The sequence below is a fragment of the Erwinia sp. OLFS4 genome (assembly GCF_002752165.1).
In the GTDB taxonomy this organism is placed as follows: domain Bacteria; phylum Pseudomonadota; class Gammaproteobacteria; order Enterobacterales; family Enterobacteriaceae; genus Izhakiella.
Map to the genome: position 1 here is coordinate 1 of NZ_MOMB01000007.1, position 24,262 is coordinate 24,262.

Sequence of the window (24,262 nt, forward strand, 5' to 3'; positions counted from 1 at the left end):
TGCAAGACTTTAATTTCCATACGAATCTCAAAAGTGATCATAAGCTCCCCTGTATTCAGAGGAGCAGATTAACCCCTGGATCAGTTTTCAACCGTTGGGGTGGATCAGTTTTGCACCGTTGGTAACAGTCTATGCCGGACGCGGGATCACTCCCACTCAATGGTTGCCGGTGGCTTGCCGCTAATATCGTAGACTACGCGTGAAATACCGTTGATTTCATTGATAATGCGGTTAGATACCCGTCCAAGGAACTCATATGGCAGGTGCGCCCAGTGCGCGGTCATAAAATCAATGGTTTCCACCGCGCGTAGTGAGACTACCCAATCATATTTTCGGCCATCCCCCATTACACCGACTGAGCGCACCGGTAAAAAGACGGCAAAAGCCTGACTGACTTTGTCATACAGATCCGCTTTGCGAAGTTCTTCAATAAAAATAGCATCAGCACGGCGTAGCAGGTCGCAATACTCTTTTTTAACCTCGCCCAGCACCCGCACGCCAAGGCCTGGTCCGGGGAACGGATGGCGATAGAGCATGGCGTGAGGCAAGCCAAGTTCAAGACCAATCTTGCGCACTTCGTCTTTAAACAGTTCTTTTAGCGGTTCAACCAGGCCAAGTTTCATCTCTTCCGGCAGACCACCAACATTGTGATGAGATTTAATGACGTGTGCCTTACCGGTAGCTGAGGCGGCGGATTCAATCACATCCGGATAGATGGTGCCCTGCGCCAGCCATCTGACTTCCTGAAGTTTACTGGCTTCTTCATCGAAGACTTCAACAAATACCCGGCCAATAATTTTGCGCTTAGCTTCCGGGTCATCAGTCCCCGCCAGCGCATCAAGAAAACGTGCTTCGGCCGCAACATGGATAATGTTCAGTCCGAAGTGATCGCCAAACATTTCAATTACCTGCTGAGCTTCATTGAGACGCAGTAAGCCATTATCAACAAACACACAGGTTAAGCGGTCGCCAATAGCGCGATGCAGCAGCATAGCCGTTACCGAGGAATCAACCCCTCCGGACAGACCGAGAATTACCCGATCACCACCAATCTGTTCGCGCAGACGTTCAACGGCATCTTCAATAATTTTAGCCGGCGTCCACAGTGCCTGGCACTGGCAGATATCACGCACAAAGCGTTCAAGAATACGCTGTCCCTGGCGGGTATGAGTCACTTCCGGATGAAACTGCACGCCATAAAAGCGTTTTTCTTCGTTAGCCATAATGGCGAAAGGACAGGTTTCGGTACTGGCAACGGTAACAAAACCTGCCGGGATTGCCGTCACCTTATCGCCATGGCTCATCCACACGTCCAGCAGCGGTTTACCCGCATCACTGATCGCATCTTCAATATCCCGCACCAGCGCACTGTCGTTTTGTACTTCAACCTGTGCGTAGCCAAACTCACGCTCAACCGACCCTTCAACCTGACCGCCAAGCTGCATGGCCATGGTCTGCATGCCGTAGCACACTCCCAGCAGCGGCACGCCGGCCCGAAAGACATACTCTGGAGCGCGCGGACTGTTATGTTCCGTGGTGCTCTCCGGCCCCCCGGAAAGGATAATCCCGTTGGGGTTAAACTCGCGGATTTGCGCTTCGCTGACATCCCAGGCCCAGAGTTCGCAATACACACCGAGCTCGCGCACCCGACGCGCTACCAGCTGCGTGTACTGAGAACCGAAATCAAGGATAAGAATGCGGTGCTTATGAATATTTTCCATTGTCATTAAGGCTGTTCCAGAGCGTAAACAGGGAAGAACGCCCGGCCAGGCCGGGCAGAGTAATTTGCGGGATTAAGATCCCATACGGTAATTCGGCGACTCTTTGGTGATGGTCACATCATGCACATGGCTTTCTGAAATGCCGGCACCGCTGATGCGGACAAATTCCGCCTGGGTACGTAGTGCATCAATGGTGCCACAACCGGTCAGACCCATACAGGAGCGCAGGCCTCCCATCTGCTGATGGACGATCTCTTTTAAACGGCCTTTATAGGCTACCCGCCCTTCAATGCCTTCCGGCACCAGTTTATCCGCCGCATTATCGCTCTGGAAATAACGATCGGACGATCCTTTCGACATAGCCCCCAGTGAACCCATGCCACGGTATGATTTAAACGCACGCCCCTGATAAAGTTCAATTTCACCAGGAGACTCGTCTGTGCCGGCCAGCATTGAACCGACCATCACCGCTGACGCACCGGCGGCAATTGCTTTGGCGATATCGCCGGAGAAACGGATACCGCCATCGGCAATCACCGGGATCCCGCTGCCTTCCAGCGCGCTGACAGCGTCAGACACCGCGGTAATCTGCGGTACACCAACACCGGTAACAATACGGGTGGTACAGATAGAACCGGGGCCGATGCCGACTTTTACTGCGCTGACACCAGCATCCACCAGCGCCAGTGCACCAGCACCGGTAGCAACATTACCGCCAATGATATCGAGATCGGGATACTTTGCCCGGGTTTCACGAATGCGCTGTAACACGCCTTCAGAATGGCCATGCGAGGAGTCAATAAGCAGAACGTCAACACCCGCCGCCACCAGCGCATCGACACGCTCTTCATTTCCTGCCCCGGCACCCACCGCCGCGCCAACCCGCAAACGACCCTGCGCATCTTTACAGGCGTTAGGCTTACGCTCTGCTTTCTGAAAATCTTTCACCGTTATCATCCCCAGCAGGTGAAAGCTGCCATCCACTACCAGCGCTTTTTCAACGCGTTTTTCATGCATCTTCTGCAAAACCACTTCGCGTGACTCGCCCTCTTTAACGGTAACCAGCCGTTCTTTTGGCGTCATAACTGCCGACACCGGCTGCGTCAGGTCAGTGACAAAACGCACATCACGCCCGGTAATAATACCCACCAGTTCGTTGTCAGCATTCACCACCGGGTAACCGGCAAAGCCGTTACGTTCAGTCAGTGCTTTCACTTCGCTCAGTGGCGTTGTCGGCAACACGGTTTGTGGATCGGTGACAATACCACTTTCATGTTTTTTCACCTTACGGACTTCTTCTGCCTGGCGTTCAACCGACATATTTTTATGGATAAAGCCAAGGCCCCCTTCCTGCGCCAGCGCAATCGCCAGGTTCGCTTCTGTCACGGTATCCATGGCAGCAGAAAGCATGGGAATATTCAGACGAATATTTTTTGTAAGCCGGGTGCTGAGGTCAGCGGTATTGGGCAGAACAGTGGAGTGAGCGGGCAAGAGCAGAACGTCATCAAAAGTGAGTGCTTCTTTAGCGATTCGTAGCATGGCAATATCTCAACCTGGGGTGAATGAGAACAGATAAAATATTGCCGCGGCATTATACAGGGCGTAACCGATTGCCTCCAGCTTTTTTTTACAAAAAGTCTTGCTCATCACCGACAGCCATGTAATATCAGCTAATTAACCTGCCGATATACTATTTGATCTCTGTCACATGTCACTACCTCCTTCAGGCACAATTTTTACCGTCAGCCGGCTGAATACCACCGTCCGTCAGCTGCTGGAACAAGAAATGGGTCAGGTATGGCTGAATGCTGAAATCTCCAATTTTTCCCAGCCCGCTTCCGGCCACTGGTACTTTACCCTGAAAGACGACGCTGCACAGGTCCGCTGTGCCATGTTCCGTAACAGCAACCGGCGTGTCACCTTTCGCCCGCAGCATGGTCAGCAGGTTCTGGTACGCGCTACCCTTACGCTGTATGAACCCCGTGGCGACTACCAGCTGATTATTGAGAGCATGCAGCCTGCTGGTGAAGGCTTGCTTCAGCAGCAGTTCGAACAGTTAAAGCAGCGACTTGGCGCAGAAGGACTGTTCAATGCTGAACATAAGCAGCGGCTTCCGGAACCCGCCCGCCGGCTGGGGGTAATCACCTCGGCAAGCGGTGCAGCGCTGCACGATATTCTGCATATTCTGCAGCGGCGCGATCCCTCTCTGCCGGTGATTATTTACCCGACGCTGGTACAGGGTGCGGCTGCACCTGCGTCTATCGTTGCGGCTATCGAGCGGGCGAACTTACGTAACGAATGTGATGTACTGATCCTCGGACGTGGTGGCGGTTCACTGGAAGATTTATGGAGCTTTAACGATGAACGGGTGGCAAGGGCTATTTTTGCCAGCCGGCTGCCACTCATCAGCGCCGTCGGCCATGAAACGGATGTGACCATCGCTGATTTTGTCGCTGACCTGCGGGCACCAACCCCTTCAGCGGCAGCTGAACTGGTGAGCCGTAATCAGACCGATCTTCTGCGTCAACTGCAGGGGCAGCAACAGCGACTGGAAATGGCACTGGATTATTATCTGGCCCGGCAACGTCAGCACTACACAAAGCTGGCCCATCGTCTGCAACACCAGCACCCCCAGCTGCGGCTGGCCCGTCAGCAAAGCACTCTGCTGCAGCTGCAGCGTCGGCTAAACGATGCATTGCAACGTCAGTTACGTCGCGCCACACAGCAGCAAGAACGTATCGCGCAGCGGCTGAACGCCCAGCAACCACTGCCGCATATATCGCGACTACAACAGCGCCTTCAGCAACAGTACTATCAGCTCAGTCAGGCTATCGGCCAACAGCTTGGAAACCGGCGCCAGCATTTTGCTACGCTTGCCGGCCAGCTTGAAGGCGTGAGTCCGCTGGCAACGCTGGCGCGCGGTTTTAGCGTTACCACCACGGCTGACGATAAAGTCGTGAAAAAGGTTCGCCAGTTAAAAACCGGCGATACCCTGAAAACCCGGCTGGATGATGGCTGGGTTGAGAGTCAGGTCACCCGTCTGCACCGCCCTGCCGCCAGAAAGAAACCCGCCGGCTGAAGGCGGCGCACTGCTTACAGCAGACGACCGACCGCCCGACTGACTGTCAGTCATGATAAAGCGCGCTTCAATGACACAACATTGCCAGTGCCATTGAACAGCGGCGGAAAGCGCCAGATGTGCGGTGATAAACCAACTGCCTGAAGCGGGTGATGATACTGTTATCGCGCTTAGCGTCAGGCGACTATCACCCGCGATCGTGAAATCAAGCCATGCTGACGGCAAAAGTAATCCACCGCGCCGCAGGCTTTCAGCACCTCCAGCGGCTCAGCGCATTCAGGACACCGCAGCTGACTGCCAAAATGGCGGCCACAGGCCGGGCAGTCAAAACCTCCGGCTGACTCATCCAGCAACTGCTTATCATCGGGACATAAAGGCATGGGCAATGCTCCATAGCAGGGATCAACGCGCCGATTGTAGTAAAAAATCAGGGCCGGATTAGCCGGCCCTTGTCAAATCAACGTTTATTCTTCTTCAGATGCGATAACAGCCGCTTACGCTTACGTTGCTGAGTCGGCGTCAGTAAATTACGTTTACCGGCATACGGGTTGTCCCCTTCTTTAAACTGAATACGAATCGGGGTACCCATCACGTTCAGCGATTTACGAAAGTAGTTCATCAGGTAGCGTTTATATGAATCCGGCAAATCTTTCACCTGATTACCGTGAATCACCACAATGGGCGGATTGTAGCCACCGGCATGGGCATATTTTAACTTCACACGCCGGCCGCGTACCAGCGGCGGCTGATGATCGTCCGTGGCCATATGCATAATACGTGTCAGTAAAGATGTACTGACGCGACGCGTTGAACCGTCATATGCTTCGGTGACCGATTCAAACAGATTACCCACTCCGCTACCATGCAGGGCAGAGATAAAATGTACACGGGCGAAGTCGATGAAGCCCAGACGATAATCGAGGGTCTCTTTCACTTCATCCTTGACCTCCTGCGACAACCCGTCCCATTTATTGACCACAATCACCAGCGAACGCCCGGCATTCAGTATAAAGCCAAGCAGCGACAGGTCCTGATCGGAAATTCCGGCCCGCGCATCAATCACCAGCAGCACCACATTGGCATCTTCAATCGCCTGCAGCGTTTTAATCACCGAAAACTTTTCCACCGTGTCGGTCACTTTGCCGCGTTTGCGCACGCCGGCGGTATCTATCAGGACATACTGGCGTTCATCACGCTCCATCGGGATATAGATACTGTCGCGGGTAGTCCCCGGCATATCAAACACCACCACGCGATCCTCACCAAGGATACGATTGGTCAGGGTTGATTTGCCGACATTGGGACGACCAACGATAGCCAGCTTAATTGGCAGATCCTGTGGATTGAAGGTTTCTTCCTCCTCCCCGGAAGCCTCGCCGTTTTCCAGCGCCTCCTGTTCAGCCCAGTAAGCCTGGTTCTCTTCCTCTTCCGTCAGCGGTTGCGGGTCAGCTTCGTCGCCGCTCATCCAGGGGAGCAGCGCCGTTTCCAGCAAACTGGTAACCCCGCGACCGTGCGATGCAGCAATGGGGTAAATCTCCCCCAGACTGAGCGCATAAAATTCAACAACCGCTGAATCGGCATCAACACCATCAGTTTTATTTGCCACCAGAAATGTCGGCTTATCGCGCATACGCAGATGTTTAGCAATGCCTTCATCTGCCGGCATCAGGCCGGCGCGGGCATCAACCATAAACAGCACCACATCGGCTTCTTCAATTGCCAGCAGCGACTGCGCCGCCATACGGGTTTCAACGCCCTCTTCACTACCGTCAATGCCGCCGGTATCAATACAGATAAACTCACGTCCTTCAACCTCAGCACGACCGTATTTCCGATCGCGCGTCAGACCAGGAAAGTCTGCAACCAGCGCATCACGCGTACGCGTCAGGCGATTGAACAGAGTGGATTTGCCGACATTGGGACGCCCAACCAGCGCAACCACAGGTACCATAAATAAAGCCTCATATAAAAAATTATCCGGTCATTCCAGGAAATCCTTCCTGCGCAGACGTCTTCGAGTGACGGGGCGAACCAGCGGATGGCGACAAGAATAACACGCTGTCAGTAAAACGAAACGGCCCCTGATAAACTCAGGAGCCGTTTAAGGTCAGCACTTGCTCAGACTTTAACGTTTAAAGACGTAAACTTTACCGTCTTTCGACTGAATCACCAGCTTATCGCCTGCCACCACCGGTTCAGTCTGGAAACCGGAACTGTCAACATTCTGTTGCGCGACAAAACGACCGTCGGTGGTATTCATCCAGTGGAGGTAGCCTTCACCATCACCCACCACCAGATAACCGTTAAACAGCACTGGCGACGTCAGATTACGGTGCAACAGTGCGCTCTGGCGCCATAGCGATACGCCACCCTCAGTGCTGAGGGCATCAATGCGATCGTTCTGATCCACCAGGTAAAGGTGATTACCGTCAACCAGAATATCGTGAATACCGCCAATTTCACGTTTCCACATAATCTGTCCGGTACGCAAATCCAGTGCCGACAGGTTGCCGTTATAAGCCAGTGCATACACCACGCCGTTAACAATGACCGGCGTCATATCAACATCGGCCAGGCGGTCAATTTCAGTGGCACCACTTGGCTGCGAAATGCGCTGCTGCCAGATAATCTGACCCTGGCTGAGCATAACCGCACTCACACGACCATTGTCCCCCCCGACAATAGCCGCACCAAATGCGGTTGCCGGCGCAGACTCGCCGCGCAACGAAAGGGTTGGCTGGTCCAGATTTACCGTCCACTTAACAGCGCCACTGCTGGTATCCAGTGCCTGAAGCAGACCGTTACTGGTGTGAACAAGCACCAGTCCGTCACTGACAACCGGACGTGAAAGCACCTCACCACCGGCCTGTGTTTTCCAGGCTACGCTGCCATCACTGGCACTGAGTGCGTAAACAAGGCCACGCTCACTCCCGATGTACAAAAACGATCCAGCGGCAGTCACGCCACCAGAAAGCATGGCCGACAGGTTTTTCGAAAAGAAACCGGTTTTTTCGGAAAGGTCGACCCGCCACTGTTCTTTACCATCAGCAGCATTAAGCGCTTTCACCACGCCAAAACGATCGGCGGCATAAATCACGTTATCCTGCCATGCGGGATGAAGATTGGAATAAAAGTCACCAACACCATCGCCAACAGACTCACTCCACAATTTTTCCGGAGTAAACTGATTTTCTACTTTCGGCAGCGGCGACATTTTCACCGCGTCCTCTTCACCGCTGAACCATGAACATCCGCTGAGTAATGTGACTGAAATCAATCCCGGCAGAAGTATCTTACGCAATTCCATGAAGTCCCTCGTGTGCCCGTTAAGGCCAATTTTTTTTACCGATCCCGCCAGGCCTTAACTCGGCAGATTATTCATTTTCATTTGCAGCATTTCTTTCAGCGCCGAGGAACCGTTGGCTTCAGCACCTTTCTGCCAGGCCTCGCGCGCACCTTTAATATCACCTTTGCTCAGCAGCGCTTCACCACGCACATCGGCAACGATGGCGACCCAGGCATCCCCTTTGATCTGATCAAGGGTTTTCAGGGCGTCATCTGGCTGCTTCTGCTGCAGCTGGATGCGTGCCAGCCGCAAATTCAGTACTGACTGCAGTCCGGCATCATCAGTGTCCTGCAGGCCCGCTTTTAACTGTGCGGCTGCCTTGTCCAGTTGATTGAGGTCAACATAACGCTTAGTCAGTTCCAGCGACGCCAGCGCACCGTAAGTGTTACGGTTATCGCTGACAAACCGGGCAGCCGCTTCCAGCGTTTGCGGTTTGCTGTTTTCCAGCGACGACACCACCTGCTGCCAGGCCGCGGATGTTTCGCGCGACGAGTTGGTTTCATGGCTGTTCCAGTAGTGCCAGCCTGCCAGCACGCCAGCCCCGAGGATAACGCCCAGTACCAGCGCTTTTCCATTCCGGGAAAAGAACCGACGCAGAGCATCAGCCTGCTCATTCTCGTTGCTATAAATTTCCACGCAACCCTCTCCTTTCGCTTTCAGTCAGCCTGTGCGGCATTATGCTTGTAATAAGGTTTCAATGGCCGCAGCGGCCTGATTCTGCGCTAGGGTTTGTTGTTCCCCGGTACGTAAATCTTTGATAACGATCTGACGCGCCGCCACTTCATCTTCACCCAGTACCAACGCCAGGCGTGCGCCATAGCGGTCAGCACGGGCAAACTGCTTTTTGAAGTTGCCGCCGCCAAAGTTGGTCATCAGCTTCAGATCCGGTCTGGCATCACGCAGCTGTTCAGCAAACGCCATGGCCGCCGTCTGAACCCCCTGGCCTGAAGCGATAAGATAGACATCAACAATGCGCGTCGGTTCAAAATCCGGATTCACTGCCTGAACTAACAGTACCAGCCGTTCCATCCCCATGGCAAAACCGACGCCAGGGGTTTCCCGGCCACCCAGCTGAGCAACCAGACCATCGTAGCGGCCACCGCCGCAAACGGTACCCTGCGATCCAAGACTGGTTGTTACCCATTCAAACACGGTACGGTTGTAATAGTCGAGTCCCCGCACCAACCGCTGATTAATCCGATAGGAAATGCCGGCAGCCTGCAGCAAGGCACAAAGCCCGTTAAAATGCTCGCGCGAGGCGTCATCCAGATAATCGTGCAGGGCCGGCGCGCTATTCAGCAACTGCTGCACCGTTTCATTTTTGCTATCCAGCACCCGCAGTGGATTGGTATACATCCGTCGCTTACAGTCTTCATCCAGCTTATCCTGATGCTTTTCAAGAAAAGCCACCAGTGCCTGACGGTAATCAGCGCGCGCCTGCAGGGAACCAATTGAGTTCAGCTCAAGAGAAACGTGGCCGTCAATACCCAGCGCTTTCCACCAGCGGGCGGTCATCATGATCATTTCGGCATCGATATCCGGCCCCTGCAGGCCAAAAACCTCAGCACCAATCTGATGAAACTGGCGATAACGGCCTTTTTGCGGGCGTTCGTAACGGAACATCGGCCCGATATACCACAAGCGCTGTTCCTGGTTGTACAGCAGGCCATGCTCAATGCCGGCGCGTACACAACCTGCGGTGCCTTCCGGTCGCAGCGTCAGACTTTCACCATTGCGGTCATCAAAGGTATACATCTCTTTTTCAACCACATCAGTTACTTCACCAATAGCACGTTTGAAAAGTGGCGTCTGCTCTACAATCGGCACGCGAATTTCGCTATAACCGTAACTGGCCAACACCTGTTTCAGAATATTTTCAATACGTTGCCACAAGGCGGTATCTGCCGGGAGGTAATCGTTCATGCCTCGAATGGCCTGAATATTCTTTGCCACTAAATTCATCTCATCTGTTAATAACACAGGCCGAATCGCTTCGGCCCGGGTTTAATATGACAGCGCATGATACCCTGCTGACGGTATAATGCTGACTTACTTTTCCACCTGCTGGATACTGATACGCTGATTCTCATCAAGCATCGACGCTTTGGCGCGGATGCGGGCTTCCAGCTGATCGATCATATACTGATTATCAAGACGATCGCGCTGACGCACGCCATCTTCATAAAAACCACTTTTCTTGTTACCACCGGTGACCCCCAGCGTAGAAGCCAGTGCTTCACCGGGTCCGTTTACCACGCAGCCGATAATAGAGACATCCATTGGTGTGATAATATCCTCAAGCCGCTGCTCAAGGGCATTCACGGTACCAATAACGTCAAATTCCTGGCGTGAGCAGGTCGGACAGGCAATAAAGTTAATGCCGCGCGAACGGATACGCAGTGATTTCAGAATATCAAAGCCGACTTTAACTTCTTCAACCGGATCGGCAGCCAGCGAAATACGCAGAGTATCGCCAATGCCTTCGGAAAGCAGGAGTCCGAGGCCGATTGCTGATTTTACTGCACCCGCCCGGGCGCCACCGGCTTCAGTAATACCCAGGTGTAAAGGCTGTTCAATTTGTTTTGCCAGCAGGCGATAAGATTCAACCGCCAGAAAGACATCAGAGGCTTTTACGCTGACTTTAAACTGATGAAAGTTGAGCCGATCAAGGTGATCAACATGGCGCATTGCCGATTCAAGCAGTGCCTGGGGAGTCGGTTCCCCGTACTTTTCCTGCAAGTCTTTTTCCAGCGAACCGGCATTCACGCCAATACGAATGGGAATATTTTTGTCACGCGCACAGTCCACCACCTGGCGAATGCGCTCATTATTGCCAATGTTGCCCGGATTAATGCGCAAGCAGTCTACGCCATAGTCGGCAACTTTCAGCGCAATGCGATAATCAAAATGGATATCGGCGACCAGCGGGACATTAACCTGCTGTTTGATGAGTTTAAACGCCTCAGCGGCATCCATGGTTGGCACAGAAACACGGACGATATCAACGCCGACCCGCTCAAGTAACTGAATTTGTCTGACCGTTGCCTCGACGTCTGTCGTGCGGGTATTGGTCATAGACTGAACGGCGATGGGCGCACCATCACCCACCGGCACCTTGCCGACGTAAATACGCGTGGATTTACGCCGGGTAATGGGCGCTTGGTTATGCATAGAGATTCTCCACGATCGCTCGCACAGACTGGATGTCAGTGCGAGCCCAGAGTCAGACGAGCAACCTGGTTGCTACGAATAAAACGACTCAGATCCACAGGCTTCCCTTCAAACTGGATCTGTACTGCCGCCGGCGCACCAATTTTCAGCCGATAAGGCGGCGTACCAGCGAGACTCAGTTTACCACCATTGCGCTGCATACCACTGAACAGTTTTTTGCCCGCGGCATCGGTCACTTCCAGCCAGCAGTCGCGGGTAAAATTCATCACGATAGCATTGGGATCAGCCGGCACAGCAGCCCCATCACCGTTACTGCCTGACGGATTCTGTACCGTACTGGCCGCCAGCGTATTATTATCGATTGCAGCCTGACTGGGCGCAACCACCGCAGCGCCTGCATTACCACTGTCATAGGCCGGTGATGACGGCTGTGCTGCCGCATTCTGGTTGTCAGTGGAGGATGGCGCGACCGGGGTGTTACCAGCCGCCGCGTTATTCTCCTGGTTTTGTGACGGCGCCGGCGTGGAAGCACTATTGGCCGCCGCAGAATCTGACAGCGGAATTGACGGACTATTGCTGCCGTCGTCTCCCTGCTGCCCCAGCGAAATCAGGTCTTCCTGTGCCGCTTTGTGATTCTGCCACCACCATGCGCCGGTAAGGCCAACGACCACGAACAATATTAACCAGGTGAAAATCATCAGCCAGCCATCGCGTTTTCTGCGACGCTTGCCAAGGGAAAAACCAGGCATTGGCTCAACTTTTGTTGCAGTCACCGGTGCCTGTTTTGCCAGCATAGGCAGTAATTCGTCTTCCGGAACATGCACCAGGCGGGCATAGGAACGGATATAGCCACGCAAAAAAGTTGGCGCCAGGCCAGAAGGCAGCCTGTCTTCTTCAATTTCACGGATTGTGGAAAGTTTAAGGCACAACCGCTCAGCAACATTTTGCTGAGTCAGTCCCCGCTCTTCACGGGCGGTACGCAAACGTTCGCCTGTGGATTTTGCTGCTAAGTTATCTTGAGTGGCTTCAGTATTCATTAGCTAAAAGTTGCTGGTACTGTGACGATTGTGGAAAACGTTGCGCCAGCCACGCAGCGTAATGTTTAACATCACGGCTGCGACCTTCTGACGCGGCGAAACGAATCTGTAGCCATAAACTCTCAGCCGTAGCCGGAGCCTGGCGTTGATATACCTCCAGTAAAAGGCGGCTCTGTTCACGCTGTCCCTGACTGAACTGCCAGCTGGCTTCGGCCAGCATCAGGTTCGCTTTTTCCGGATCCGCCTTTACCGCACTGGCAAATGCCTGACGCGCGAGGGTCATTTGCCCTGCCTTCAGATAACAATACCCTGCATTATCGAAACTGTCTGCTCTGGCACCCGGTTGCAGGCTGTGCAAAGCAGCGGTAAATTGCTGCTGTGCCGCTTCATACTGCCCTAAACTACAGAGAAACGCACCGTAATTATTGAGTACGTAGCCGTTATCTGCTGTTATTTTCAGCAACTTACGATAACGCCATGCCGCCTGTTGCTGATGACCACTCTGCTGCTGGTAGCGTGCCTGAGCAAGCTGTACCCGATAATCATTGGGTGCCAGACGCTCAGCTTCATCAAGATTCTGTGCCGCCGCTGACATGGCGTTACGCGCCATCAGTGCCAATCCAAGCTGCAGTCGCGTTTCTGCCAGCGCCTGTTGCCGGGCAGTTTGCTGGCAGCCACACAGCAGAACAGATAGCGTTACCAGCACGGGAAGTCCTTTACCCATTACGCCCCCTGCGTTATCGTTTCGCAGTCAATGTACTGCAAAGCGCCGTCAGGGGGAATGCCAGCGTCCTGAAGAACGCGTAAGCTGTGCGTATTTTCAGAGCGCTTTCACAGAAATCGCTTCGCCAGCCAGTTTTTTACGCACGGTTCGTTTGGTGCGATCAATAACCTCACCGGCTAGCTGGCCACAAGCGGCATCAATATCATCACCACGTGTCTTACGAACGATAGTCGTAAATCCATATTCCATCAATACTTTAGAAAAACGATCGACCCGGCTGTTAGAACTTCGCCCGTAGGGTGCCCCCGGAAAGGGGTTCCATGGAATCAGATTAATTTTGCAGGGCGTGTCCTTCAGCAGCGCCGCCAGCTCATGCGCCTGCTCGGTGCTATCGTTAACATGATCCAGCATAACGTACTCAACGGTGACCCGCCCCTGATTTGCATTAGATTTTTCCAGATAACGCCGCACACCGGCGAGAAACGTCGCAATATTGTATTTTTTATTGATGGGAACAATATCATCGCGGATGCGATCGTTTGGCGCATGCAGAGAAATCGCCAGCGCGACATCAATCAGGTCACCCAGTTTATCCAGCGCCGGCACCACCCCGGAAGTAGAGAGCGTCACGCGCCGCTTTGAGAGACCAAAACCGAAGTCATCCAGCATGATTTCCATCGCCGGCACCACGTTAGTCAGATTAAGCAATGGCTCGCCCATGCCCATCATCACCACGTTGGTAATGGGACGCTGACCGGTCAGGCGCGCAGCGCCGATAATTTTAGCCGCACGCCAGACCTGGCCGATGATCTCCGCCACACGCAGATTACGGTTGAATCCCTGCTGCGCAGTCGAGCAAAATTTACATTCCAGCGCACAACCAACCTGAGAAGAGACGCACAGCGTTGCGCGGTCATCTTCCGGAATATACACCGTTTCAACCTGCTGATCGCCAACCTGCAGCGCCCATTTGATTGTGCCATCAGCAGAACGCTGTTCCAGCGCAACCTCCGGCGCCCGGATTTCAGCCAGTGCTTTAAGCTTAGCGCGCAACACCTTGTTAATATCGGTCATCTGCTCAAAGTCATCGCAGCAGTAGTGATAGATCCACTTCATCACCTGATCGGCACGAAAAGGTTTTTCACCCATTGAGGTGAAAAACTCGCGCATTTGCTGGCGATTCAAATCCAGCAGATTGATTTTGCTTTTTGTTTCAGAGATGACAGGCGAAGGTGTCACAATCAGTTCGGACATAATATTCTCTGGCCTCGTTATTACACGTTACGGCTCTGGTCATGGTGTGAAAAGAAACGCCCCCGCCGAGCGCGCCTGGCTCAGCGGGGGCGGATTATTGTACAAGCGTAACGTTCAGGGGGAAAGCCGCCAGGGCGAATAAATTGTAAAGCGGTTTAAGATAATCCCCCTGAGAGTACCAGCCTTATCCTCGGTTTAGCGGGTACGCGGGCAGATTTCACCTTCGCCAAAGAAATAGGCAATCTCACGCGCGGCAGACTCTGCAGAATCTGAACCGTGGGTCGCGTTTTCAGTAAAGCTATCAGCGTAATCGGCACGCAGTGTGCCAGCCAGCGCGTTAGCGGGGTTGGTTGCGCCCATCAGGTCACGATGACGCTGTACCGCGTTTTCGCCTTCCAGTACCGAAACAACCACCGGACCAGAAGTCATAAACTCAACCAGTCCGTCAAAGAATGGACGTCCTTTGTGCTCAGCATAAAATCCTTCGGCCTGTTCTTTCGTCAGGTGCAGCATTTTTGTTGCAATGATTTTAAAGCCCGCAGCTTCAAAACGGTTAAAAATGGCACCAATTACATTTTTTGCCACCGCATTCGGTTTGACGATAGAAAAGGTACGTTCAATTGTCATAGTGACCTCTGTCTTAACTGCAAAATTATGCCGGTTCCACCAGCCTGAGAAACGGCGCAAATTATAGGGGGGATGCTCCAGCCTGCCTATCGGAATTTCAACCATTTAATAAAAAAGCATGATCGTTATCGCAACTGCCAGATAAAGTTTTCCGTGTCTGAAGCAGACCGCCAGGCATCGTTAACCTCCGCTTAAGCCTGCGGCTCAGCGGGGCGCGTTCCGCAGGGGGCAGTTTCTGGCAGGAATAATTCAGATTATCCTTATCTGTCATCACGGTTTATCTCAGGGCTGGCGATTTATTCGCGGGCTGTGACGCCTTCAGCTTGCTGCTTAAGGAATGGCACAAGCGCGTAATACAGCAATATTATGCTTTGTCAGCAAGGCGTTTTGATGACGTCAGCACTGGTATCGTAAATATTGCTGGCGCTGAGTCCACCGGGAACGCGTGGCCCGGGTATAAATCGGCTAGCCAGCGCGGTCTGCCGGCCTCGGTTGATAATCGTCCGACACTCATCCCACGCAGCTGTTTGGTACTGTCAGATCATCTTCACTTTAATATCACGCAGAAAACTGCCCCAGCGACGTTCATAAAATGGCGTGATGTGAGCGATGAAGAAATGGCTGATCCCCGGTTCTCCTTCCTTCACTTCACACAAATCAATCAGTTCATCATCGCTGAGGGTATCAGCAGCCACCTGACCTGCCGCGTTGATCACCGTATCAACATCATGGTCTGCTTCGATACCAATCAGCAGATTAGCCGGACCATCACGGCTTTCTTTAATCGAGGCAACAAAAGCACGCCGCACCTGTTTATGTTTTGCAAAAAGCTGCGTCAGCGAGTCCACCATCTGTGGCGGTGGCGCGGGCACTTCGGACAACAACAGGCTGTCATTGCCTTCAAGCACGCTGAGCTGCGTCAGCGCGTTACCTTCTTCACCCAGCAGGTTAGCAATTTCACGCGCCGGGAACTCTTTGCCTGCCGGCAGTTCCGGATTAAGAAACAGCGTTGCCCCCTGGGTTAAAGCAAACAGCGTACGCACTGGCATAATCAGATAAGGTTGTTCATCAGGCATGACCTGTGACATTAGCGCTTCAGAGGTAAAAAAAGGAATCACGCTTTCACCGTTTTCCTTTTTCCAGTGCTGCAGATCAACGGTGGCATTCGCGTCGATGATCGTCTGCTCACTTTTACCTGGCACCAGTACGCTCGACGCCATCAACAGCTGGAAAAATTCCGGGCGATGCGCCGGCTCCGTGGCAGCCAGTGCAAGCACCGCTTCCAGACGATCATTTATCAGTTTCATGCCTGTTACTCAGCAGATGCCGGGGCAATGCCGCAGCGGGAGAAATCATTTCAGTAAAAGGTTTGCCAGCGTACGAACGCCCAATCCGGTAGCACCCGCCGACCATTGTTCAACCGCCGACTTACGGTAGGTTGCCGAACAGTCAATATGTAACCAGCCTTGCTGATACCGGGTGACAAAATGAGATAAAAAAGCCGCGGCAGTGCTGGCACCGGCCTGGTGAGCGGCACCGGCAATATTATTCAGATCGGCAAAGTTAGACGGCGTATGGTTGCGGTGAAACTCAGCCAGCGGTAAACGCCAGAACAGTTCGTTTTCGCTGGCAGCAGAATCGAGTAACGCCGCGGCCAGCTGATCATCAAAGCTAAATAACGCGTGATAATCATTGCCGAGGGCGGTTTTCGCGGCGCCGGTCAGCGTGGCGGCATCAATCAGCAGCGTTGGCTGCTGCTGGCTGGCATCAATCAGCCCATCCGCCAGCACCAGACGTCCCTCTGCATCGGTGTTCATTACCTCAACGCTTTTACCGTTACGATAGCGAATAATATCGCCCAGGCGAAAAGCATTGCCGCTGACCATATTGTCAGCACAGCAGAGATAAAGTTTGACGCGTTTTTTCAGTCCGCGGCTAATGGCTAATGCCAGCGCACCGCTCAGGGTTGCCGCCCCCCCCATATCCGACTTCATTGAGTCCATAAAGCCGCTGGGTTTCAGGCTGTAGCCGCCGGTATCAAACGTGATCCCTTTACCCACCAGACAGGCGTATACCGCAGCGTTTTCATCCCCGGTAGGATTATAATCCAGCGCCAGCAGCGCCGGGACCCGGCTGGATGCTCGCCCGACAGTATGGATCCCCATATAGCCTTGCTCGCGCAGATCTTCACCTTTGGTGATCCGGTAGCTGATTGCCGCACCGCCCACATCGCTAAGCAGGTCAACCGCGCGGCTGGCAAGCTGTTCAGGTGACAGATCTTCTGCCGGCGCATTAATCAAATCGCGCACCCAGTCGATAATTTTAAGGCGGTTCTTCAGCTCCTCGTCCGACCGGTCATCCAGCACTGGCCAGTTAACACGACGCTCACCTTTCGGCCCGCGATAGCCCTGCCAGAAGGCCCAGCAGCGTTCGAGATCCCAGCCTTCGCCGCTCAGAGTGACCTGTTTCAGCCCCTGGCTATCGATTTTGCGCGCCGCCCGCTGGATAACCGCCAGCGCATCGCCACAGCTCAGGTGAATCGTTACCCCCTGATCGCTCATGCTTAGCACGGCCTTTTCACCCCAGCGCGGGTCTGCGGCCTGACTGGAGAGTGTCACGTTCATCGTTTGGCTGTTCATCACAGTGTCCTTAATTGGTTATACGCCGCGTAGCGAACTGATTAGCAGGCATCAGGCGGCAGCAATTATTCTACGCCTGAGCACCCGGCATAAAAAAGGGCCAGTTTACCCGGCCAGCGACTATTTGTGCCGCTTAGTGTTCCCGCGCATGATTAAGGGTATAGCGTGGAATTTCAACCACCAGGTCGGCCCCGGCGACCCGTGCCTGGCAGCCAAGACGGCTTTCAGGCTCCAGTCCCCAGGCTTTATCCAGCATATCATCTTCATCTTCACTGCTTTCTGTCAGCGAATCAAAACCTTCACGCACCACACAATGACAAGTAGTGCAGGCACAGGATTTTTCACAAGCGTGTTCTAATTCAATGCCGTTACGCAGCGCGACGTCGAGGATCGTTTCACCCGCAGCGGCCTCGAATACGCCCCCTTCAGGCAGCAGTTCCTGATGGGGTAAAAAAACAATCTTGGGCATGACTTAAACCTCATCCACGGATTGTCCGGCCAGCGCGCGACGAATTGAATCGTCCATACGACGTGCAGCAAAATCCTGGGTTACTTTATCGAGTTGTTGTATTGCTGCTGCAATCTCTGCGCTGGCAATACCGTTTAGCGTTTCACGTAATCGCTGCTGTGCCTGGTGGATACTGTCACGCTCGCCAGGCGTTAACAACCGCCCATCGTTATCCAGGGCACCGTCAAGACTTTCCAGTATTCTCAGGCCATCCACCTTCTGTTCCGCCAGTTTGCGAGCAGCAATATCCTCACCGGCATAGGTCATTGACTCGGTGATCATACTGGCAATTTCGTTATCCGTCAGGCCGTAGGAAGGTTTTATCTGCACCGAAGCAGCAATACCGGTGGTTTTTTCCGTTGCCGTAACGCTCAGTAAACCATCGGCATCGACCTGGAAAATTACCCGGATATGGGCGCCACCGGCCGGCAGTGCTGGAATACCCCGCAGGGTAAAACGCGCCAGAGAACGACTGTCGGCAACCATTTCTCGCTCGCCTTGCACCACATGAATACTCATTGCCGTCTGGCCATCTTTAAAGGTGGTGAACTCCTGCGCACGGGCGACGGGAATGGTGGTATTGCGTGGCACCACCTTCTCCACCAGGCCGCCCATGGTTTCAAGTCCCAGCGAGAGAGGAATCACATCCAGCAGCAGCATCTCGCTATCGGGCTTATTGCCAATCAGGATATCTGCCTGAATCGCGGCGCCGATCGCCACAACCCGATCGGGATCGATGCGGGTAAGTGGCTGACGGCCAAAAAACATGCCGACCTGTTCGCGCACCAACGGCACGCGGGTCGACCCGCCGACCATCACCACTTCCAGCACCTCGGCGGCGCTGATCCCGGCATCTTTCAGCGCGCGGCGACAAGCCAGTAAAGTGCGTTTTACCAGTCCGGCAATCAGCGCTTCAAACTCAGCGCGGGTGATGTCACCCTGCCAGCCAGCCAGGGTTATCTGCGTACGCTCAGCGTCGCTAAGGGCTATTTTTGCTGCGGTTGCCGCATCCAGCAGCTGGCGCTGCAGCCGGCTATCCTGACGATCATGCAAACCGGCTTTTTCGCGCAAAAAATCGGCCAGCAACTGGTCAAAATCATCGCCACCCAGCGCCGAATCACCGCCGGTGGCCAGCACTTCAAACACCCCACCACTGAGACGTAACAGGGAGATATCAAAAGTACCACCGCCTAAATCATAAACCGCAATAATCCCTTCTTTGCCGGAATCAAGGCCATAAGCAATAGCAGCGGCAGTGGGCTCATTTAGCAGACGCAGAACATTAAGTCCGGCCAGTCGGGCGGCATCTTTCGTGCCCTGACGCTGAGCCTCATCAAAATAGGCCGGAACCGTAATCACCACACCATCCAGTTCCCCCCCCAGCGTGTGACGGGCACGTTCTGCCAGCACGGTTAAAATAGCGGCGGAAACGCTCACCGGGTTAACACTACCGCCGGCGGTCACCAGCAGAGGCAGGCCATTTTCACTGGCCTGCAGCTGATAAGGCAAATGGGGATAACGCTGCTGAATATCACTCAGCGTGCGCCCCATCAGGCGTTTAACCGAACTGATAGTGTTTACCGGGTCCTGTGCGGCCTGCTGGCGCGCCTGCCAGCCAACACTGCGTGTGGTTTTCTGGTAATGAACCACCGAAGGCAGCAAATGCCGGCCATGGTCATCGGGCAACGTTTCCGCCTGACCGCTGCGCAGCGTTGCCACCAACGAGTGGGTCGTACCTAAATCGATACCTACAGCCAGGCGATGCTGATGAGGCGCGGCACTCAGCCCCGGCTCACTAATCTGTAATAACGCCATGAGACTTCCCTTTATAAATCCAGCAGCCGCTCTTCAAGCGCTTCCGCCTCGCTGCGCAGTTTGGCGAGAAAGCGCAGCTTGCGCACGCTATCGGCAGCCTGCGCCCAGTTATGCTGCAGCAGTTGGTCGCGCAGCTGATTATGCCGGGGTGCCGTCAGGCCATCAAGCCGCTGCATAAAATCGTATAATGCCGCGCTATCCTGCTGCTGACCGATAGTTTCCAGCGCTTCACGCATTGTCAGCTGCTCCAGCAAAAAATCGCTGTCCTTTAAGGTATGCTGTTCATTACTGATATCGATACCGTGCAGGCTGAGCAGATATTCGGCTCTTGGTAAGGGTTTTTTCAGCGCCTGATAGGCCTGGTTAATCGTTGCCGCCTGTTGTACCGCCTGTAAGCGTTCATTTTCCGGACGACTGGCAACACGATCGGGATGGAACTGCCGTTGCAGCTCCTGAAAACGGCTAGTCAGCTGACCGTTGTCAATGTCAAATGACGGCGGCAAACCAAATAAAGCGAAGTAATCCATAGCAGACTCAACATGCCATTTCAGCATCAGTAAATCGCGCTGCCCATCGCAGCGCGACAAAAAACAAAGGGACACACTCAGACGTTAAAGCTTTCGCCGCAGCCGCATTCATCTTTGATATTGGGATTATTGAATTTAAAACCTTCATTTAACCCCTCTTTGACAAAATCAAGCTCAGTGCCGGCAAGGTAAATCAGGCTTTTGCCATCAATGATAACTTTAACCCCTTTCTCTTCAAACACCTGGTCTTCCGGCTGCACCTCATCAACAAATTCCAGCACATAAGCCATGCCTGAGCAGCCGGAAGTGCGCACACCGAGTCGCAGGCCTACGCCTTTACCACGGTTTTGCAAAAAAGCGTTTATCCGGTCCGCTGCCGTGTCGCTTAATCTAATCGACATCTGTCAGCCTCCTGATTAACCAGCGTTCTTTTTGCTCTTATAATCGGCAACCGCTGCTTTAATGGCATCTTCAGCCAGAATAGAACAGTGGATTTTCACCGGAGGGAGCTCCAGCTCTTCGGCAATAGCCATATTGCTAATGCTCTGCGCTTCGTCCAGTGACTTCCCCTTCACCCACTCGGTGATAAGAGAACTGGAAGCAATAGCCGAACCACAGCCGTAGGTTTTAAAACGTGCATCTTCAATGATGCCGGCATCATTGACCTTGATTTGCAGTTTCATCACATCACCGCAGGCAGGCGCCCCCACCATTCCGCTACCAATAGTCGGATCGCTGTTGTCAAATGAACCGACGTTACGTGGATTCTCATAATGATCGATTACTTTTTCGCTGTAAGCCATAAACCTGTCTCCTGATAGCTGAAATTAATGGTGTGCCCATTCGATCGCGTTAATATCGACACCGGATTTAAACATTTCCCACAGCGGGGAGAGGTCGCGCAGACGGCCAATCGACTTATGAACCAGGTCGATGGCGTAATCGATCTCTTCCTCGGTAGTAAAGCGACCGAGGGAAAAACGGATCGAGCTGTGGGCCAGTTCATCGTTCATACCCAGCGCACGCAGCACATAGGAGGGTTCAAGACTGGCAGAAGTACAGGCTGATCCCGACGAAACCGCCAGGTCTTTCAGCGCCATAATCAGCGATTCACCTTCAACATAGTTGAAGCTGACATTAAGAATATTCGGCGCGCCTTTTTCCAGGTCGCCATTAAGGTAGACTTCTTCAATATCTTTCAGGCCATTCCATAACCGGTCGCGCAGGGCGCGCAAACGCGCCATTTCGCTGCTCATTTCTTCTTTAGCAATGCGGTAGGCTTCCCCCATCCCTACAATCTGATGCACCGGTAGCGTGCCTGAACGCATGCCGCGCTCATGGCCACCGCCGTGAATCTGGGCTTCCAGACGAATGCGCGGTTTGCGGCGGACATACAGGCCACCAATGCCTTTAGGGCCGTATATTTTATGGCCCGAAAAAGACATCAGATCCACCGGCAGCTGCGCCAGATCTATGGGCAGTTTGCCGACACTCTGTGTGGCATCAACATGGAAAATAATGCCGCGAGCGCGGCACAGCTCCCCAATTGCGTTAATATCCTGTATCACGCCAATTTCATTATTAACATGCATCACAGAAACCAGCACGGTGTCGTCACGCAACGCAGCTTCCAGCGTTGGCAAATCGACAATCCCGTTAGGTTGGGGTGCCAGGTAGGTTACCTCGAAACCTTCACGCTCCAGCTGACGACAGGTATCCAGTACAGCCTTATGTTCCGTTTTACAGGTAACAATGTGCTTGCCTTTTTTCTGGTAAAAAGTTGCTGCACCTTTAATTGCCAGGTTGTCGGACTCCGTCGCGCCGGAAGTAAACACGATTTCGCGCGGGTCAGCACCAATTAAATCAGCAATCTGGTTACGTGCAACATCCACCGCCTCTTCGGCCTGCCAGCCAAAGCGATGAGAACGGGAGGCAGGATTGCCAAAGGTGCCATCAAGGGTGAGAAATTGCATCATCTTCTCAGCCACGCGCGCATCCACCGGCGTCGTCGCGGAGTAGTCCAGATAAATCGGTAATTTCATTGCTCGTAAACTCCGTACATCACTTCAATGTGTATCAATATTTATTATTTCGCCCGGCTTCAGGGCCGGGCTGATGTCATCAGTAAAGTCAGGCGCGCAGGTTATTAACGCTAATGGTTTCCTGCACCCGTCCGTTAGGCGCAAGGCGGCGGGTCTCGTTATTCTGGCGGTCAGCCACGTCCAGAATTTCCTGATTGTTGACCAGCTCAGCCAGCGTAATGTTATTGAGAAAATCGCTGATACGTTCGCTCAAATCGCGCCACAGAACGTGGGTCAGGCAGCGTTCTCCGGCCTGGCAGCCCTCTTTACCCTGACAGCGCGTGGCATCCACCGATTCATCGACAGCGGTAATCACCGCACCAACGGCGATCTCACTGGCATCACGACCCAGCAGATAGCCGCCACCCGGGCCACGAACACTGGCAACCAGCCCGTTTTTACGCAAGCGTGAGAACAGTTGTTCAAGATAAGAGAGTGAAATCCCCTGGCGTTCAGAAATGTCGGCTAACGGCACCGGCCCTTCATGGGAATGCAGCGCAACGTCAAGCATGGCGGTAACGGCATAGCGGCCTTTGGAAGTCAGTCTCATACGATTTTCGCAACCTCGGTAATGTCCCGGATGGGCGTGATTAATGCTCAACAGTCTGACATTCCCGAGTGTTTTGGTCAACTATTTAACCAAGTAAAACACTCAAGTATTTAACCTGGTAAAATACTCAACTATTTATGCTCTTTTTTGGCAAAAGAAGCCAGCATACCGCGCAGAATATTCAGCTCATCACGCTCCGGGCGTGCACGGGTGAACAGACGCCGCAGCTTACTCATGACCTGGCCGGGATTTGCTTCCCGGATAAAACCGCTTTGTACCATCATCTGTTCAAGATGCTGATAAAAATGCGCCAGATCTTCTGCCAGAGGATAAGGAGACGCCTGCCATACCGGCTGCGTTTTCTGCTGTGCTGCCAGCCAGGCCATGCGCACTTCATAGCTGATAACCTGCACCGCCATCGCCAGATTAAGTGAACTGTATTCCGGGTTGGCATGAATCGACACATGATAATGGCATTTTTGCAGCTCGTCGTTGGTTAGCCCGACACGTTCACGACCGAATACCAGCGCCACCGGCGTCTGCTGCGCTTCCTGCACGCTTTTAATGCCACATTCACGGGCGTCAAGCATCGGCCAGGGCAGGGAACGCGAACGTGCGCTGGTTCCCACGACCAGACCACAACCGGCAATGGCATCATCCAGCGAGGCAACAATTTTTGCCGACCCAATCACATCACTGGCACCCGCCGCCAGTGAAATCGCCTGAGAATCAGGTTTAACTAACGGATTAACCAGACAAAGATTGGTCAGCCCCATGGTTTTCATTGCACGCGCAACAGAACCCATGTTGCCGGTATGGGAGGTCTCCACCAGCACAATACGAATGTTTTCCAGCATAGTCTTCAGCAGAAATAAGAAATAATCGGCGTAGCCTAACATAAAACAGGACATGTGCCGAACACGCTGCTATACTTCGCCCCGGTAAAATTCAGCCGCTGGCTTTGTTGTTACGCCCTGACAGGGGTAAAAAATGGGCAACGCGACCGGCGGATAAGCTGAATTCACAAATTTCACGCTGTTGCGCTCTGACCACGCCTCGCCGTACTGACTGACAGACTCTGTCTCCCGCGAAGTACCTGGCCCGCGTCGTCACCGTGCAAAGCACACAGTCAGCAGAGTTTTTGTCGCCAGATATCAATTGCAGTGCCAGATGCCTTCCCCCA

23 protein-coding genes are annotated in these 24,262 nt (G+C 53.4%); 1 reads left to right on the plus strand and 22 read right to left on the minus strand.

The genetic code is table 11. The features are described from left to right. Positions 1-146: 146 nt before the first annotated feature. Complete coding sequence (gene guaA / locus BL249_RS03080) at positions 147-1,727, minus strand: glutamine-hydrolyzing GMP synthase (RefSeq protein WP_099704363.1); 1,581 nt, start codon at positions 1,725-1,727, stop codon at positions 147-149. 66 nt (positions 1,728-1,793) lie between these two features. Continuing rightward, a complete protein-coding gene (gene guaB / locus BL249_RS03085) occupies positions 1,794-3,260 on the minus strand; it encodes an IMP dehydrogenase (RefSeq protein WP_099704364.1) in 1,467 nt (488 codons plus the stop codon). A 169-nt stretch (positions 3,261-3,429) separates the two neighbouring features. On the opposite strand from guaB, the gene xseA reads away from it, so the two are divergent. Next, entirely contained in the window at positions 3,430-4,800 is a 1,371-nt protein-coding gene (gene xseA / locus BL249_RS03090; protein WP_099704365.1) for an exodeoxyribonuclease VII large subunit, read from the plus strand. A 176-nt stretch (positions 4,801-4,976) separates the two neighbouring features. Here the strand turns inward: xseA and BL249_RS03095 are convergent, their stop codons facing one another. From BL249_RS03095 to trmJ, 20 genes are all read right to left on the minus strand, one after another. Then, complete coding sequence (locus tag BL249_RS03095; RefSeq protein ID WP_099704366.1) at positions 4,977-5,180, minus strand: zinc ribbon domain-containing protein; 204 nt, start codon at positions 5,178-5,180, stop codon at positions 4,977-4,979. 77 nt (positions 5,181-5,257) lie between these two features. Further along, entirely contained in the window at positions 5,258-6,751 is a 1,494-nt protein-coding gene (der, locus tag BL249_RS03100; protein ID WP_099704367.1) for a ribosome biogenesis GTPase Der, read from the minus strand. A 174-nt stretch (positions 6,752-6,925) separates the two neighbouring features. Beyond that, positions 6,926-8,107, minus strand: coding sequence for an outer membrane protein assembly factor BamB (bamB, locus tag BL249_RS03105; protein ID WP_099704368.1), 1,182 nt, complete (start codon positions 8,105-8,107; stop codon positions 6,926-6,928). Between the two features lie 54 nt (positions 8,108-8,161). Further along, positions 8,162-8,782: a YfgM family protein gene (locus BL249_RS03110; protein WP_099704369.1), complete on the minus strand. Its 621-nt coding sequence runs from the start codon at positions 8,780-8,782 to the stop codon at positions 8,162-8,164. A gap of 39 nt (positions 8,783-8,821) precedes the next feature. Beyond that, positions 8,822-10,099: a histidine--tRNA ligase gene (hisS, locus tag BL249_RS03115; RefSeq protein WP_099704416.1), complete on the minus strand. Its 1,278-nt coding sequence runs from the start codon at positions 10,097-10,099 to the stop codon at positions 8,822-8,824. 96 nt (positions 10,100-10,195) lie between these two features. Next, positions 10,196-11,317, minus strand: a complete 1,122-nt coding sequence (gene ispG, locus BL249_RS03120) for a flavodoxin-dependent (E)-4-hydroxy-3-methylbut-2-enyl-diphosphate synthase (protein WP_099704370.1) — start codon at positions 11,315-11,317, stop codon at positions 10,196-10,198. Between the two features lie 35 nt (positions 11,318-11,352). Next, positions 11,353-12,354 carry a cytoskeleton protein RodZ gene (gene rodZ / locus BL249_RS03125; RefSeq protein WP_099704371.1) on the minus strand — a complete coding sequence of 334 codons (1,002 nt, stop codon included), beginning with the start codon at positions 12,352-12,354 and terminating at the stop codon, positions 11,353-11,355. Further along, positions 12,344-13,078, minus strand: coding sequence for a type IV pilus biogenesis/stability protein PilW (gene pilW, locus BL249_RS03130; protein WP_099704372.1), 735 nt, complete (start codon positions 13,076-13,078; stop codon positions 12,344-12,346). Before pilW ends, rodZ begins: the two co-directional genes overlap by 11 nt. A gap of 96 nt (positions 13,079-13,174) precedes the next feature. Beyond that, entirely contained in the window at positions 13,175-14,332 is a 1,158-nt protein-coding gene (locus BL249_RS03135) for a bifunctional tRNA (adenosine(37)-C2)-methyltransferase TrmG/ribosomal RNA large subunit methyltransferase RlmN (RefSeq protein WP_099704373.1), read from the minus strand. 195 nt (positions 14,333-14,527) lie between these two features. Next, positions 14,528-14,959: a nucleoside-diphosphate kinase gene (gene ndk, locus BL249_RS03140; RefSeq protein WP_099704417.1), complete on the minus strand. Its 432-nt coding sequence runs from the start codon at positions 14,957-14,959 to the stop codon at positions 14,528-14,530. 536 nt (positions 14,960-15,495) lie between these two features. Continuing rightward, a complete protein-coding gene (sseB, locus tag BL249_RS03145; protein ID WP_168174271.1) occupies positions 15,496-16,266 on the minus strand; it encodes an enhanced serine sensitivity protein SseB in 771 nt (256 codons plus the stop codon). A gap of 45 nt (positions 16,267-16,311) precedes the next feature. Further along, positions 16,312-17,598, minus strand: coding sequence for an aminopeptidase PepB (gene pepB / locus BL249_RS03150; protein WP_099704374.1), 1,287 nt, complete (start codon positions 17,596-17,598; stop codon positions 16,312-16,314). Positions 17,599-17,731: 133 nt separating this feature from the next. Then, a complete protein-coding gene (fdx, locus tag BL249_RS03155) occupies positions 17,732-18,067 on the minus strand; it encodes an ISC system 2Fe-2S type ferredoxin (protein WP_099704375.1) in 336 nt (111 codons plus the stop codon). Between the two features lie 3 nt (positions 18,068-18,070). Then, complete coding sequence (gene hscA, locus BL249_RS03160) at positions 18,071-19,921, minus strand: Fe-S protein assembly chaperone HscA (protein ID WP_099704376.1); 1,851 nt, start codon at positions 19,919-19,921, stop codon at positions 18,071-18,073. An 11-nt stretch (positions 19,922-19,932) separates the two neighbouring features. Beyond that, positions 19,933-20,448, minus strand: coding sequence for a co-chaperone HscB (hscB, locus tag BL249_RS03165; RefSeq protein WP_099704419.1), 516 nt, complete (start codon positions 20,446-20,448; stop codon positions 19,933-19,935). A 77-nt stretch (positions 20,449-20,525) separates the two neighbouring features. Beyond that, a complete protein-coding gene (iscA, locus tag BL249_RS03170) occupies positions 20,526-20,849 on the minus strand; it encodes an iron-sulfur cluster assembly protein IscA (RefSeq protein ID WP_099704377.1) in 324 nt (107 codons plus the stop codon). A 15-nt stretch (positions 20,850-20,864) separates the two neighbouring features. Beyond that, entirely contained in the window at positions 20,865-21,251 is a 387-nt protein-coding gene (iscU, locus tag BL249_RS03175) for a Fe-S cluster assembly scaffold IscU (RefSeq protein ID WP_099704378.1), read from the minus strand. A gap of 24 nt (positions 21,252-21,275) precedes the next feature. Beyond that, positions 21,276-22,490, minus strand: coding sequence for an IscS subfamily cysteine desulfurase (locus BL249_RS03180; protein WP_099704379.1), 1,215 nt, complete (start codon positions 22,488-22,490; stop codon positions 21,276-21,278). An 88-nt stretch (positions 22,491-22,578) separates the two neighbouring features. Beyond that, on the minus strand, positions 22,579-23,079 hold the full coding sequence (iscR, locus tag BL249_RS03185; RefSeq protein ID WP_099704380.1) for a Fe-S cluster assembly transcriptional regulator IscR: 501 nt from the start codon (positions 23,077-23,079) through the stop codon (positions 22,579-22,581). 131 nt (positions 23,080-23,210) lie between these two features. Then, entirely contained in the window at positions 23,211-23,936 is a 726-nt protein-coding gene (trmJ, locus tag BL249_RS03190) for a tRNA (cytosine(32)/uridine(32)-2'-O)-methyltransferase TrmJ (protein ID WP_099704420.1), read from the minus strand. Positions 23,937-24,262: the final 326 nt, after the last annotated feature.

Excerpts from the sequence above, each read along its gene's own strand:
- guaA (WP_099704363.1), bottom strand. The coding sequence starts at position 1,727 with ATGACAATGGAAAATATTCATAAGCACCGCATTCTTATCCTTGATTTC.
- guaB (WP_099704364.1), bottom strand. The coding sequence starts at position 3,260 with ATGCTACGAATCGCTAAAGAAGCACTCACTTTTGATGACGTTCTGCTC.
- xseA (WP_099704365.1), top strand. The coding sequence starts at position 3,430 with ATGTCACTACCTCCTTCAGGCACAATTTTTACCGTCAGCCGGCTGAAT.
- BL249_RS03095 (WP_099704366.1), bottom strand. The coding sequence starts at position 5,180 with ATGCCTTTATGTCCCGATGATAAGCAGTTGCTGGATGAGTCAGCCGGA.
- der (WP_099704367.1), bottom strand. The coding sequence starts at position 6,751 with ATGGTACCTGTGGTTGCGCTGGTTGGGCGTCCCAATGTCGGCAAATCC.
- bamB (WP_099704368.1), bottom strand. The coding sequence starts at position 8,107 with ATGGAATTGCGTAAGATACTTCTGCCGGGATTGATTTCAGTCACATTA.
- ispG (WP_099704370.1), bottom strand. The coding sequence starts at position 11,317 with ATGCATAACCAAGCGCCCATTACCCGGCGTAAATCCACGCGTATTTAC.
- rodZ (WP_099704371.1), bottom strand. The coding sequence starts at position 12,354 with ATGAATACTGAAGCCACTCAAGATAACTTAGCAGCAAAATCCACAGGC.
- pilW (WP_099704372.1), bottom strand. The coding sequence starts at position 13,078 with ATGGGTAAAGGACTTCCCGTGCTGGTAACGCTATCTGTTCTGCTGTGT.
- BL249_RS03135 (WP_099704373.1), bottom strand. The coding sequence starts at position 14,332 with ATGTCCGAACTGATTGTGACACCTTCGCCTGTCATCTCTGAAACAAAA.
- ndk (WP_099704417.1), bottom strand. The coding sequence starts at position 14,959 with ATGACAATTGAACGTACCTTTTCTATCGTCAAACCGAATGCGGTGGCA.
- sseB (WP_168174271.1), bottom strand. The coding sequence starts at position 16,266 with ATGAAACTGATAAATGATCGTCTGGAAGCGGTGCTTGCACTGGCTGCC.
- pepB (WP_099704374.1), bottom strand. The coding sequence starts at position 17,598 with ATGAACAGCCAAACGATGAACGTGACACTCTCCAGTCAGGCCGCAGAC.
- fdx (WP_099704375.1), bottom strand. The coding sequence starts at position 18,067 with ATGCCCAAGATTGTTTTTTTACCCCATCAGGAACTGCTGCCTGAAGGG.
- hscA (WP_099704376.1), bottom strand. The coding sequence starts at position 19,921 with ATGGCGTTATTACAGATTAGTGAGCCGGGGCTGAGTGCCGCGCCTCAT.
- hscB (WP_099704419.1), bottom strand. The coding sequence starts at position 20,448 with ATGGATTACTTCGCTTTATTTGGTTTGCCGCCGTCATTTGACATTGAC.
- iscA (WP_099704377.1), bottom strand. The coding sequence starts at position 20,849 with ATGTCGATTAGATTAAGCGACACGGCAGCGGACCGGATAAACGCTTTT.
- iscU (WP_099704378.1), bottom strand. The coding sequence starts at position 21,251 with ATGGCTTACAGCGAAAAAGTAATCGATCATTATGAGAATCCACGTAAC.
- BL249_RS03180 (WP_099704379.1), bottom strand. The coding sequence starts at position 22,490 with ATGAAATTACCGATTTATCTGGACTACTCCGCGACGACGCCGGTGGAT.
- iscR (WP_099704380.1), bottom strand. The coding sequence starts at position 23,079 with ATGAGACTGACTTCCAAAGGCCGCTATGCCGTTACCGCCATGCTTGAC.
- trmJ (WP_099704420.1), bottom strand. The coding sequence starts at position 23,936 with ATGCTGGAAAACATTCGTATTGTGCTGGTGGAGACCTCCCATACCGGC.